This window comes from uncultured Halorubrum sp., assembly GCF_937146585.1.
GTDB lineage: Archaea > Halobacteriota > Halobacteria > Halobacteriales > Haloferacaceae > Halorubrum > Halorubrum miltondacostae.
Genome location: NZ_CAKZRO010000029.1, coordinates 1 through 12,279 on the forward strand (window position 1 = coordinate 1; position 12,279 = coordinate 12,279).

Annotated in this window: 12 protein-coding genes; 5 read left to right on the plus strand and 7 right to left on the minus strand. The window is 68.3% G+C overall.

Annotated features, from left to right (window positions below; genetic code table 11):
* Positions 1-783: 783 nt before the first annotated feature.
* The 3 genes from rdfA to Q0116_RS02730 all read left to right on the plus strand — a co-directional run bounded on the left by rdfA (position 784) and on the right by Q0116_RS02730 (position 4,798).
* The gene (rdfA, locus tag Q0116_RS02720; protein ID WP_297885283.1) at positions 784-1,410 is read left to right on the plus strand and encodes a rod-determining factor RdfA; all 627 of its coding nucleotides are present in this window, start codon (positions 784-786) and stop codon (positions 1,408-1,410) included.
* 106 nt (positions 1,411-1,516) lie between these two features.
* Entirely contained in the window at positions 1,517-3,460 is a 1,944-nt protein-coding gene (locus Q0116_RS02725; protein WP_297885285.1) for an archaea-specific SMC-related protein, read from the plus strand.
* A 435-nt stretch (positions 3,461-3,895) separates the two neighbouring features.
* The gene (locus tag Q0116_RS02730; protein WP_297885287.1) at positions 3,896-4,798 is read left to right on the plus strand and encodes a hypothetical protein; all 903 of its coding nucleotides are present in this window, start codon (positions 3,896-3,898) and stop codon (positions 4,796-4,798) included.
* A gap of 36 nt (positions 4,799-4,834) precedes the next feature.
* On the opposite strand, the gene Q0116_RS02735 is transcribed toward Q0116_RS02730, so the two are convergent.
* On the minus strand, positions 4,835-5,068 hold the full coding sequence (locus tag Q0116_RS02735) for a hypothetical protein (protein WP_297885289.1): 234 nt from the start codon (positions 5,066-5,068) through the stop codon (positions 4,835-4,837).
* 113 nt (positions 5,069-5,181) lie between these two features.
* Here Q0116_RS02735 and Q0116_RS02740 point away from each other — a divergent pair, with 113 nt between their 5' ends.
* Complete coding sequence (locus Q0116_RS02740; protein ID WP_297885291.1) at positions 5,182-5,640, plus strand: universal stress protein; 459 nt, start codon at positions 5,182-5,184, stop codon at positions 5,638-5,640.
* Positions 5,641-5,700: 60 nt separating this feature from the next.
* Here the strand turns inward: Q0116_RS02740 and Q0116_RS02745 are convergent, their stop codons facing one another.
* Together Q0116_RS02745 and Q0116_RS02750 are read right to left on the minus strand one after the other, a co-directional pair.
* On the minus strand, positions 5,701-6,432 hold the full coding sequence (locus Q0116_RS02745) for a sugar phosphate isomerase/epimerase (RefSeq protein WP_297885292.1): 732 nt from the start codon (positions 6,430-6,432) through the stop codon (positions 5,701-5,703).
* 72 nt (positions 6,433-6,504) lie between these two features.
* Entirely contained in the window at positions 6,505-7,512 is a 1,008-nt protein-coding gene (locus Q0116_RS02750) for an NAD-dependent epimerase/dehydratase family protein (RefSeq protein WP_297885294.1), read from the minus strand.
* A gap of 91 nt (positions 7,513-7,603) precedes the next feature.
* Between Q0116_RS02750 and Q0116_RS02755 the strand changes: the two genes are divergently transcribed.
* Positions 7,604-8,701, plus strand: coding sequence for a Gfo/Idh/MocA family protein (locus tag Q0116_RS02755; RefSeq protein ID WP_297885295.1), 1,098 nt, complete (start codon positions 7,604-7,606; stop codon positions 8,699-8,701).
* Positions 8,702-8,765: 64 nt separating this feature from the next.
* On the opposite strand, the gene Q0116_RS02760 is transcribed toward Q0116_RS02755, so the two are convergent.
* The 4 genes from Q0116_RS02760 to Q0116_RS02775 all read right to left on the minus strand — a co-directional run.
* A complete protein-coding gene (locus Q0116_RS02760) occupies positions 8,766-9,737 on the minus strand; it encodes an aldo/keto reductase (protein WP_297885297.1) in 972 nt (323 codons plus the stop codon).
* A gap of 46 nt (positions 9,738-9,783) precedes the next feature.
* Positions 9,784-10,713 (minus strand): NAD(P)-dependent oxidoreductase, encoded by a 930-nt coding sequence (locus tag Q0116_RS02765; RefSeq protein WP_297885298.1) that lies wholly within the window; start codon positions 10,711-10,713, stop codon positions 9,784-9,786.
* 47 nt (positions 10,714-10,760) lie between these two features.
* A complete protein-coding gene (locus Q0116_RS02770) occupies positions 10,761-11,864 on the minus strand; it encodes an oligopeptide/dipeptide ABC transporter ATP-binding protein (protein ID WP_297885300.1) in 1,104 nt (367 codons plus the stop codon).
* A partial coding sequence (locus Q0116_RS02775) for an oligopeptide/dipeptide ABC transporter ATP-binding protein (protein WP_321167518.1) occupies positions 11,861-12,279 on the minus strand: 419 nt, incomplete at its 5' end. The genes Q0116_RS02775 and Q0116_RS02770, both read right to left, overlap by 4 nt.

The following is a 12,279-nucleotide window of genomic DNA, read 5'->3' on the forward strand; positions in this document are numbered from 1 at the left end:
CCGATTACAGCGGGATAACTACGGGACTCAAGTCCCGTCGCGCCCGCTTACTTACGAAGCGTTTCACGACAAGTACTAATTCTACCGTAGCGACTCGCTACCCTACGGAATCAGACAAATCGGTTCCTTCTGAACCCAGTCCTGAAATCGGGTTGAATACGTCACCGATCGCGACCCCTTCGCGCGTCGCGGTCGAGTCCGCTCATGTTCGTTCTATGGCCGCCGGTCAGAAATTACTTACAACAAACAGGTATTTAGAAATATACTCAATATTATATTTATTCGTGTCTCCACCAAAAATTTTGTACTTCATCAAAAAGTCTAGTTTAAATTAATTTTCTAAATACAGACACTATTAAATACCCAATTACGTAATTTATTTCTACTATATGTGTATTGTTTGGAATCTTATTGTCTAATTCAATTACTCCGGACTGGTCTCATGTGAGATGTGAACCCGAGGGGTTTGTTGAATATCATCCATCGCCTTCGTCAGGTTCGACACTCGCTAACGGTCACTCTGCCGATAGCGGACCTCACAGACAAAATATCAAATTTACATATATAAACTCTTTCTGGTAGTTGCGTCTAACTACGACTGCGGGCACCCCTACCGTCACAATCTCGTTCCGCGTTTCACTCTCCCGACCTAGGCCCGACCGCCCGACTCTCGAGGCGCGAACCGGTACGGACGGCTCGCCGCCGGCGTCCGTCGCGCCCCCTCGCGACGCGGCACCGGTCCGTCCCCAGAAGACTATTCCGCTCGGTGGCCGTGCCTCGGGTATGAGCGATTCAGACGAGTCGGGCGGCGACGGGAGCGGTCGGCGAACGAAGGTCGCCAGGCTCATCGACGAGTACGGCTTCGAGAGCCTGGGCCCCGAACTGGAGCGCCGATGGACCGCGGACGGCGACGACCGACTGAGCCTGCGTGCGCTCGCCGACTACTTCAACCGGCAGCTGCTGGCGGAGCGGCTGGCGGACGCGGGGATGCAGCCGCTCGACGGCGAGACCGAGAACATCTACCGACTGCTGACGGACGACGACGTCGGCAGCGCCGACCGGACGCGGACCCGCCGGCGACTCGAACGCAACGGCGTCGACGTCGAGGGGCTCCGGAGCGACTTCGTCACCTACCAAGCGATCCGGTCGTACCTGAAGGGCGACCGCGGTGCCGAACACGCCACGGACGACCGGCCGCGGACGGTCGTCGAGACGGAGCACATCCAGCGACTCCGCGGGCGGGCGACGACGGTCACGGAAGAGCGGCTGGACCAGCTTCGGAACGGCGGTCACGTTCAGATCGGGGAGTTCCGCGTCTTCGCGGAGATCAGCGTGTTCTGCGAGGACTGCGGCACGCGGTACGAGATAGAGGAGCTGCTCGAACGCGGCGGGTGCGAGTGTTCGGAGTGACCGCGCGGTCACTCCGTGCGTCGCGGCCCCGTCGCTTCAGCGGCGTTGCGACCGTTCAGGGGTCCGTCCTTAAGATTTATCTGTCCACCGCCGCCATCTGTTCGCAATGGAGATCGAACAGGTAACCGATCACGATGCCACCCTGCGGGCGGAGAACATCGGGGGGATCGAGGAGACGACGGTCTCGTTTACCCCCGGCGTGACGGTGCTCGTCGGACGCAACGCCACGAACCGCACCTCGTTCCTCCAGGCCGTCATGGCCGCGCTCGGGAGCGAGAACGTCGCGGTCAAGGGCGACGCCGACGAGGCCGCCGTCGAACTCTCGATCGGCGACGAGACGTACACGCGACAGTTCCGCCGGCGAGGCGACGGAATCGCGTCGTCGGGCGAGCCGTACCTCGACGACCCCGACCCCGCGGACCTGTTCGCGTTCCTCCTCGAATCGAACGAGGCGCGCCGGGCCGTGGCCGCCAACGCCGACCTCCGGGAGGTGATAATGCGGCCCGTCGACGTCGACGACATTCGCGCGGAGATCGACGGCCTCGTCGAGCGGCGAGACGCACTCGTGTCGGAGCTCGACGAGCTCGATTCCCTCAAACGGAAGCTCCCGCCGCTTGAGGAGAAACGGCGCGACCTGCGGTCGCAGATCGAGGACAAGAAGGCGGAACTGCGCGCGAAACAGGACGAGCTCGCGGCCGCCGACGCCACCGTCGACGAGAGCCGCGACGAGGCGTCCGAGCTCGACGAGAAGCTCGACGAGTTGGGGTCGAAGCGGTCGGCGCTGGACGACGCTCGGTACGAACTCGAGACCGAACAGGAGAGCCTCGAGGCGATCACGCGCGACCAGCGCGAACTCGAGCGCGAACTGGCCGATCTCCCCGACGTTCCGGACGGGCGGATCGACGAGATCGAATCGGAGATACGGCAGCTCCGGGACGAGAAACAGCGTGTGACGAGTCGGGTGAACGAGCTTCAGGGCGTCATCGGCTTCAACGAGGAGATGCTCGACGACGCCGAGTCGGCGGCGTTCGACGACCTCGGCGACGCGGACGACGACGACGTGACCGGGCAACTGCTCGCGGCGGACGACGTGACCTGCTGGACGTGCGGCAGCAGCGTCGAACGGGAGCAGATCGAGGCCACCCTCGACCAGCTGCGAGACCGCAGCCAGACGGCGGTCGGCAGGGCGAAAGACCTCGAAGACGAGATAGCCGAGCTGGAGGCGGAAAAGCGCGACTACGAGCAGTCACGGCGCGAGCGCGACCGGCTGGAAGATCGGCTGTCCGCGATCGAACGCGAGCAGGGCGAGATCGAAGCGCGCATCGAAGACCTTCGCGAGCGCCGCGAGACGCTGATCGACGAGATCGAGGCGATTCAGGCCGAGGTCGAGGAGCTGGAGGACGACGACGCCAGCGCGGTGCTCGACCTCCACAAGGCGGTGAACGAGCTCGAGTACGAACTCGGCAAGTTGGAGAACGACCTCGAACGCGTCGATTCCAACGTCACCGAGATCGAGGACCGCCTCGCCGACCAGGACGAGATCGAGCGCGAGCGGGAGGCGGTCTCGGACGAGATCGAGTCGCTCCGGACGAAGATCGAGCGCATCGAGGAGAGCGCGGTCGAGCAGTTCAACGACCACATGGACACCGTGCTGGCGCTGCTCGACTACGACAACCTCGACCGGATCTGGATCGAGCGGGTCCAGCGGGACGTCCGCGAGGGGCGTCGGACGGTCACGAAGACCGTGTTCGAGCTTCACGTCATCCGCACGTCGGCGTCCGGGACCGCCTACGAGGACACCGTCGACCACCTCTCGGAGAGCGAGCGCGAAGTGACGGGGCTCGTGTTCGCGCTCGCCGGCTACCTCGCCCACGAGGTGTACGAGGCGCTCCCGTTCGTGGTGCTCGACTCGTTGGAGGCCATCGACTCCGAGCGGATCGCGACGCTCGTCGAGTACCTCGACGACTACACCGGCTACCTCCTCGTGGCGCTGCTTCCCGAGGACGCGGCCGCCCTCTCCGACGAGTACGAACGTATCACCGACATCTAGCCCCGGCGCGGCCGCGAGAGCCTGCGGTCGCCCGCTCCGACGGCCTACCCTCGCGGATCCTCGCTCGGCGCACGCCGCTGCCGACAGCGCAGAATAACGCTCCCGTCGCAGAATAACAGTCGTACTATTGTTATTCTCGTGACCGAGCGGACGACCGCGCCCGGCGCGATTTGCGCGACCGTGGCGGATAAGACAGAATTATTTTACAATGGCACGTACATGATATAGTTATTACGTTTCTGTAGCACTCACGTACGGCGATTGTACGACTTATAACTTGAAACCAAATACCCTCAACTCTCGTATGTTACTGCGAACGGCCGTCGAACGCCCCCGGAGCGGCCGGATCTCGCCGCCCGCCACCGGCGGTCCGCTCGGACGGCGAGGACGGGTGACCGGTACGTATTTGCTCGTCGGCACGGAAGACTCGTCCGTATGTCGGGTCGTAGCGACGCCCCACTCGACGGAGTGGTGTTAGACGACGTCGATCCCGAGTCGATAGCGCCGGCCGAACTCCGTGCCGCCCTCGAGTCGGAGCGCTCCTTGGTCCGTCAGCGCGGCGCGCGCGTCTGTGCGGCGCTCGCGGCCGACGACGTCGACAGGGTTCGCCCGTTCGTCGAGGAACTGGGCGCGGTGCTACGCGACGACAACGCGGGCGTCGTCCAGACCGCGGCCGCGGCGCTTCAGGAGATCGCAGCGCTCGACGCGGCAGCGCTCGTGCCGGTCGTCGACGACCTCGCGGCGTTGGTGGGGTCGGACCTCCCGAGCGTTCAGTTGGCGGGCGCTCGGCCGCTCGGCGACGTGGCCGAGGAGCGGCCGGCCGCCTGCGTGCCGGTCCTCGGAGCGCTCCTCGACGGGCTCGGTGACGCGCCGGTCACCGCCGGCGGCGACTCCGCCGTCGCCTACGTCGAGGACCCGGGGACCAAGGAGGCGATCCAACAGCGCGAGCGGGAGAGCCGGGAGTACGAGCAGCACGCGCGCCAGCTCGCGTCGAACGTCGTCATCGCGGCGGCGAACGCCGAACCGGCGGCCGTCGCCGACCACACCTCAACCCTTGCGGATCTCGCCACCGCGAACGACGCTGTCGCTCGGAGCGCGGCGCTGGACGCGCTCGGGTCGGTGGCGCGGGCGTCTCCCCAGGCGGTGCGACCGCACGCGTCGGTCGCCCTGACGGCGCTGGACGCGGAGGCGAACCTCGTCCGAGCGCGCGCCGTCAGGCTGTTCGGCTTCCTCGGCGACGAGGCGCACGTCGAGGCGCTCGAACGCGTCGCGGCGTCCGACCCGGACGAGGAGATCGCGACGTTCGCCGCGGAGACGGCGTCGTTTCTCGCCAGCTGACCGCCGGCGTCTCACCCGTCCATCGCGTGCAGTGTCTCACCCCTCCATCGCCCGCTGCGTGCAGTACCAGTACGCGCCGCCGAACACGACCAGACAGCCGACGACGAGGATCGCGTCCACCAGCGCGATGACGTAGGCGGCGGTCCCGGGCTGGAGGAACAAGAGCGAGAACGCGAGCAGCACTCCCATCACGATGACGACGGCCAAAAGCAGCGGCAGCTGGGTCCGCTGTTCGCACACCGCGTCGACGATCGCCTCTCTGAGCGCCATACCCGTGCCACTGCGTCGACGGTGATTAACGTCCCGGTCCGCTCGCCGACCGCCCGCGCCGCCGTCGCGCGTCTCGCCGGTGTTTTTATCACTCTGCCCCTGATCGCGATCGTATGACACGCGGTCTCGTAAGCCTCGAAGAGACGGACGCCCACCGCGATCTGCTGGCGGAGGCGGCGGCCAGCGCCCGGGGAAGCGACGACGACCTCGTGGCGCTGTGGCACCTCGACGCCGACGAGTACGACGAGGACGTGACGACGCTCGAAGCCGTGGGGCGGATCGAGAACGTCGAGTACGACCGCGCCAGCATCATCGACGGCGCGACGGCGACGGCGCGGTCGTTCGTCACGGACGTGCTGGGCGACGCCCACGTCGACGTCCAAATCGCCGTCAGCGTCGGCTCCGAGGACGACCGCGCGGAGCGGGTCCTCGACGCCGCCGACGAGCACGACTGCGGCCACGTGTTCGTCCTCGGCGACTCGCGGTCCCCGACCGGGAAGGCCGTGTTCGGCGACTTCGCTCAGCAGGTGGTCCTCAACTTCGAGGGGTACGCCACCGTCCGGACCGTCTGACCCGTCCGCGGCGCGGTCACCGATTCCTCGGCCGCCGGCCCCGCCTCCTGACTCGACGCCCTACTTGAGCCCGGCGACGGTGTCGGCCGCCGTCTCGAGCGTGGCGTACGAGTCGGCGCCAGTCTCCGCCTCGTAGATGAGCCACTCGACCGCGTTCTCGCGGGCGAGTCCGACGGTCCGATCCAAGTCGAGGTCGCCCGTGCCGACGACGACCGTGTCGCCGGCCGCGGCGTCGTAGTCCTTGAGATGGACGTGCGTGATCCGGTCTCCGTGGGCGTCGAGGTAGGCGAGCGGATCCTCGCCGGCCGCGCCGGCCCACCCCACGTCCAGTTCGAGGCCGACGCCGTCGGCGGCCTCGAGGAGGTGCGTCAGCGCCGGGCGGCCGTCGAGGGAGACGAACTCCTGGTCGTGGTTGTGGTAGTGTACTCGGAGGTCGCGGTCGGCGAGCGCGTCGGCCGCGGCCGAGAGCCGGTCGGCGGCCGCCTCGACGGCGGCGACCGACTCGAAGTGCTCGGGGCCGAGCCACTGGACGACCACGTCCTCGTACCCGACGCCGCGGGCGGTCGCCGCGACGGCGTCGGGGTCGGCCTCGATCGCCTCGAGACCGGCGTGGGCGGCGGCGGGGGCGAGCCCGCCCGCCGCGAGCGTCTCGGCGACCGCCGCCGGCGTCGCTTCGCCGAGACCGGCGAACTCCACGCCGGTGAACGCCGTCGCACCGACGCGGTCGAGTACGGTCGGCAGCGGGTCCTCGACATCACGCAGACTGTAGAGCTGGAAGCCGAATTCCGTCATACCGGAACGTCACGACGCCGCGGTATAACTCATCGGGGTACCGGCCGCCCTCGGCGACGACGGGAGGTGCGGCTACTCGAACTCGGCGACGAACGCGTCGGTCGCCTCCCGCCAGGCCGAGACGATCCTGTCGTACGTCGGGTCCGCGTCCCACGGTTCGATCGCGTCGTCGGCCTCGAGCCGCGCGACGGTCCGCCGCATGCCCGCCTCCCAGGAGAGGGTCTGTCGGAAGCCGAGGTCGCGTTCCGCCTTCCGCGTGTCGAACACCGTCGAGAACCGGAAGTGGTCCACCAGCGGCGACACCCGGTCGGGGACCGCCGCGCGAAGGGCGTCGGTCGGCACGTGGACGAGGTCCGGTTCCGGGGCGTCGAGGGCGGCCGCCGCGCGCCGGTGGTACTGGTTCCAGGTCAACGGGTCGGTCGCCGTCACGTGGTACGCCTCGCCGACGGCCTCGTGGTTCCCGATCGCCGCGACGAAGGCGGCGGCCACGTCGTCGCGGTGACAGGGCCCCCAGACCGAGGTGCCGTCCCCGTGGACTACGATCGGCTTGCCCTTCCTGAGGCGGTCGACGTACGCCGCGCTGGAGAGCGTGTCGGTGAGGCCGCCCCCCTCGCCGTAGGTGTGCCAGGGCCGGATGATCGTCGCCGGGAAGCCGTCGCTCCGGTAGGCGTCGAACAGGCGGTCCTCGCAGGCCGCCTTGTCCGCGCCGTACTCGCTGACCGGCGGCTCCCGGGCGGCCCGCTCCCGGATCGGCATCGTCTCGACCGGCCGGTGGTACACGTCGACGGTGCTGCAGAAGACGTACTGGTCGACGTGGCCGGCGAACACCTCGATGGCCGTCTCGACGTCCGCGGGGTCGAAGCCGACCATGTCTATCACGCACCCCAACGAGACCGCGTCGCGGGCCCGCTCCAGCGCGTCGCGGTCGGTCCGGTCGCCCGTAACGTGATCGACCGACTCCGGGAGGCCCGCGTCGGTCCGTCCGCGAGTGAACACCGTCACGTCGTGGCCCGCGGCGACCGCCTGTCGCGTGATCCCGGTGCTGATGAGCCCCGTGCCGCCGATGATGAGTACGTTCACGTTTCTCTCGTGGAGCGCGACCCGTTTAGCTGTACGGTCCCGCGAGGTGCGTAAAGCCTTTCACCCGGTTTCGCATGGTACTCTCTAACCCGTGACGAAGTACACCGTTGCCGTCATCGGCGCAGGCCCGGACCCGGAGAACCCGTCCGTCGACGGGTACGCGATGGGGTATCGACACGCGGAGGGGTTCGAGAACGACGACCGGTGTTCGGTCGTCGGCGTCGCCGACATTGTCCCGGAGAACGGGGCCGCGTTCGCCGACGCGTTCGACCTCCCCGAGTTGGCCGTCTACGAGGCGTCCGAGCGGATGCTCGCCGAGTTGGACCCCGACCTCGTGACGGTCGCGGTGCCGCCCGCGGTCCACCGCGACGTGGTCGTCGGCTGCGCCCGCAGCGACACCGTCGCGGCGATCCACTGCGAGAAGCCGATGGCGACCTCGTGGAACGACGCGCGGGCGATGGTCCAGGAGTGTCGGCGGAACGACGTTCAGCTGACGTTCAACCGCCAGCGACGGTTCGGCAAGCCGTTCGTCGAGGCGAAGCGGCTCCTCGACGAGGGCGAGATCGGCGACCTGCGACGGGTCGAGATCACCTGGGGCGACTTCTACGACACCGGCGCGCACACGATCGACCTAGCGGGGATGTTCAACGACGAACGCGCCGCGGAGTGGGTGCTGGCCGCGCTCGACTACCGGGACGAGGACGTGCGGTTCGGGACGCACCAGGAGAACCAGATGTGGGCCCAGTGGCGCTACGAGAACGGCGTCTACGGCGTGCTCTCGGGCGGCGAGGGGAGCGACCTCGCCAACGCCTCGCTCGTGCTCCGCGGCACCGACGGCGAGATCCGCATCGACGTCGACGACGGGCCGATGCTGGCCGTCTCGCACGGCGGGGACCGCGAGGCGGTCGACGTCGACGGCGAGACGATGCACGCCACGGGCTCCGAGACCGACCGCTACGGCTCCGGGTTCCAGGACCGGGCGGTCGCCGAGGTCGTCGACGCGCTCGAAGCGGGCCGCGAACCGTCGCTCAGCGGGCGGATCGGCCTCAACACCGCGGAGATCGTCTTCGCGGGGTACGAGTCGGTCCGCCGGACCGGCCGGGTCGACCTTCCGGCGGACGGCTCGGACCACCCGCTGGAGGCGATGGTGGCGTCGGGTCGGCTGTCGCCGTCGCCGGCGGACGAGTAGCGGGCCGAGGGCGGTCCCGGACGCGTCGCGTGACCGGGGACGCCCCCGAGCGACCGCTCGTCGCCTACTCGTGGCCGATGATCGGCTGCGGCTCGTACGGCTCCTCGAGGTACTCCACGTCTGACTCGGAGAGGTCGATCTCGACCGCCTCGGCGGCCTCTTCGAGGTGTTCGACGCTCGTCGTGCCGACGATGGGGGCGGTCACCCAGTCCTTGTGAAGCAGCCAGGCGAGCGATAGCTGCGCCATCGAGACGCCGCGGTCGTCGGCGAGCTCTTGGACTCGCTCGTTTATCTCGCGCCCGCCGCCGGCCCCGTACTCCGGCGTCGGGTTGTGGTGGTTCGCCGGATCGCCGCGCGCGGTCGCCTGTAGCTCGTCGTGCGGCCGGGTGAGGTATCCCTGCCCCAGCGGCCCCCACGGGATGACGCCGATGTCCTCCTTCTCACAGAGCGGCAGCATCTCCCGCTCCTCCTCGCGATACGCCAGGTGGTAGTGGTTTTGCATCGTCTGGAACCGCTCTAACCCGTTCGCCCGCGCGGTCTCTTGGGCTCTCGCGAGCTGGTAAGCCCACATCGAGGAGGCGCCGAGGTGTCGTACGTCGCCGCGACGGACGGCGTCGTCGAGCGTCCGAAGCGTCTCCTCGATAGGCGTGTCCTCGTCCCAGCGGTGGATCTGGAGGAGGTCGACGGTGTCCATCCCGAGCCGGTCCAGCGAGTCGGCGAGCTCCTGTTCTATCGCCTTCCGCGAGAGCCCGCTCCGGTTTAGCCCCTCCTCGACCGGGAAGAACGCCTTCGTGGCGACGACCTGCTCCGCCCGGTCGCGCTCGTCGAGCGCCCGGCCGAGGATCTCCTCGCTCTCGCCCGCGGAGTAGGCGTTCGCCGTGTCGAAGAAGTTGATCCCCAGCTCGACGGCCCGGTCGATGATCTCTCTGGACTCCGCCTCGTCGAGCATCCACGGCTCCTCGCCGCCGAAGCTCATACAGCCCAGACCGATGCGACTCACTTCCGTTCCGGTCGCTCCGAGCGTCGTGTACTCCACGCCTCGGCGTCTCGTCGCCGCCGGCAAAAAACTGCTGCCGGCGCGCTCAGGGCGCGTCGAAGTCGGGGCCCGGGACGGACGACTCGCTGCGCCAGCTGTGGCTCGGCGTCCAGTCGAGCCGCTCCGCGGACTTGGCCGTCGAGAACGCCGACGCGTCGCCCGAGAGCGCACACGGCTCGGGAACTTCGCCCAGAAGCGCCGCGAACAGCTCGGTCGTCTCCTCCCCGAGATAGTTCTCCCTCGCGTGGCAGTGGAAGGCCTCGTGCCCGTCGACGGGCACCTCCAGGGTCCGCGCGATCTGGTCGGCGAGGTCGCGGACGTCGACGTACGACCAGAAGTTCCCGGGGCCGCCGCCGACCGCCGCCGACGGATTCGCCGCCAGGGCGTCGAGGTCGAACGCCTCCCGGATCTCGGTGACGAAGTACTCCCCGGGGTACTGGACCCACGAGGGGCGGATCGAGGCGACGGAGATCCCGTCCCGTCGAACGACGGCCTTCGCCGTCTCCTCGCCGCTGACCTTCGAGAGGCCGTACGGGTCCGCGGGGCGCAGCGGATGCGTCTCCTCGATCGGCAGGGCGTCCGGGGCCCGCGCCGACTCGGCGAAGGGGAACCCGTACGCCGACTCGCTGGAGGTCCACGTCACGTCTGCGCCGATCCGCCCGGCCGCGTTCAACACGTTATACGTGCTCAACACGTTGTTGCGGTAGACGCGCTCGCCGGCGTGGTTCAGCGGGTCGGGGATCGCCGCGAGGTGGACGACCGCGTCGGGGTCGACCGCCGCGATGAGGTCCGTCGTCTCCCCGGCGTCGACGAGGTCGACCGCGCGGAAGTCCACTTCCTCCGGCGGCGTCCCCACCGGGAGCTCGCGGTCGACGGCGACGATGTCGTACGATTCCTCCGTGAGCCGATCGACCACCCAGCGCCCGGCGCCGCCGAGCGCGCCGGTCACGACGAGCGTCTGTGGCTTCGCGTCCATACGAGTCCTCTCGCTGACGCGGAAAAAAAGGTACCGCTGCGGGCGACTCAGTCCTCGACGGGCCGGCTGTCCCAGTACTCGTGGTCCGGCTCGTTACGGAAGCAGGCGCTCTGGTGACCGCCCGGCTCGCCGCGCAGCTCCGGGGTCTCCTCGCGGCAGACGTCCCGCGCCTCCGGACAGCGCGTGTGGAAGCGACAGCCGCTCGGCGGGTTGACCGGGTCGGGAATGTCGATCTTGCGTACCGGCGGCTCGCCGGCGCCGCCGGCGTCGAGCGCTAGGCTCGGCGTCGCCCACCGGAGGACGTTCGTGTACGGGTGACCCGGATCCTCGATGAGCTCCTCCGCCGGGCCGACCTCGACGATCTCCCCGAGGTACATCACGCCGACGCGGCCGTCGCCGTGCTCGGCGAAGTACCGCGCGTTCGACAGGTCGTGCGAGATGAACACGAACGAGGTGTCGAAATCGTCTTGGAGGTCCAGCATGAGGTCCATCATCTCGACGCGGAGGGAGACGTCTAAGGCGCTTATCGCCTCGTCCGCGAGGATGAGGTCCGGGTTCATCAACAGCGCGCGCGACAGCGCGACGCGCTGTTTCTCCCCGCCGCTGAGCTGGTGGGGGTACCGGTCGGCGAAGTCCGCGGCCGGGTTCATCCCCACGCGTTCGAGCAGCGAGTAGATGCGCTCGCGGCGCTCGTTGACCCCGACGTTCGGGTGTGTCAGCTTGATCGGCTGCGAGAGGATCTCGACTATCTTCTGGTTCGGATTCAGCGAACTGCCCGGGTCCTGGTGGATGATCTGGAGGGACGAGCGGATCTCGTCGAACGGGATCTCCACGTCGCCGACGCCGTCTTTGGCCGCCCAGATGTCCTGCCCGCGGTAGCGGACGGTCCCGCCCGTGGGCCGCTGGAGACCGATCGTCGTCTTCCCGAGCGTCGACTTGCCGCACCCGCTCTCGCCCACCAGCGCGAGCACGTCGTTCTCCTCGATGTCCAGCGAGATGCCGTCGACGGCCCTGACGGTGTCCGGCTCCTCGAAGAACTCGAAGAGGCCCTGTTCCTTCTCGAAGTGGACCTCCACGCCGTCGAGCGACACGAGCGGTTCGTCGTCCCGCCCGGCGGCGGCGGACGAGCCGAACGCGTCCGACCGGCTCATGTTCCCCCCTCCGAGCCGCCGCTCGCGGCACCGTCCTCGGCGGTCTCGAAGTTTAACGTGATTCGCTCTCGGGCCTCCTCCCAGCGGTGACAGGCCGTTCGGTGGTTCTCACCCGTCTTGTAGAACTCGGGGTCGACCTCGCGGCACTCGTCCGTGGCGAGCGGACAGCGCGGCGCGTACGAACAGCCGGCCGGGACGTTGACCGGCGCCGGGCTCTGCCCCTCGATGGGTCGCATCTCCTCTAACGGCGCGTCGAGGTTCGGCGTCGAGTTGAGCAGCGCGCGCGTGTACGGGTGTCCGGAGTTCCCGATGAGCTGGTCGCGCGGCGCCACCTCGATGAGGTCGAACGCGTACATCACGGCCATCCGGTCGGCCAGCGCGGCCACCAGCGGCAGGTCGTGCGTGATGAACACCA

What these genes read in the sequence shown, in the direction of transcription:
- Q0116_RS02740 (WP_297885291.1), top strand. Translation starts at nt 5,182, where the DNA reads ATGACACGCGGTCTCGTAAGCCTCGAAGAGACGGACGCCCACCGCGAT.
- Q0116_RS02725 (WP_297885285.1), top strand. Translation starts at nt 1,517, where the DNA reads ATGGAGATCGAACAGGTAACCGATCACGATGCCACCCTGCGGGCGGAG.
- rdfA (WP_297885283.1), top strand. Translation starts at nt 784, where the DNA reads ATGAGCGATTCAGACGAGTCGGGCGGCGACGGGAGCGGTCGGCGAACG.
- Q0116_RS02735 (WP_297885289.1), bottom strand. Translation starts at nt 5,068, where the DNA reads ATGGCGCTCAGAGAGGCGATCGTCGACGCGGTGTGCGAACAGCGGACC.
- Q0116_RS02745 (WP_297885292.1), bottom strand. Translation starts at nt 6,432, where the DNA reads ATGACGGAATTCGGCTTCCAGCTCTACAGTCTGCGTGATGTCGAGGAC.
- Q0116_RS02770 (WP_297885300.1), bottom strand. Translation starts at nt 11,864, where the DNA reads ATGAGCCGGTCGGACGCGTTCGGCTCGTCCGCCGCCGCCGGGCGGGAC.
- Q0116_RS02730 (WP_297885287.1), top strand. Translation starts at nt 3,896, where the DNA reads ATGTCGGGTCGTAGCGACGCCCCACTCGACGGAGTGGTGTTAGACGAC.
- Q0116_RS02765 (WP_297885298.1), bottom strand. Translation starts at nt 10,713, where the DNA reads ATGGACGCGAAGCCACAGACGCTCGTCGTGACCGGCGCGCTCGGCGGC.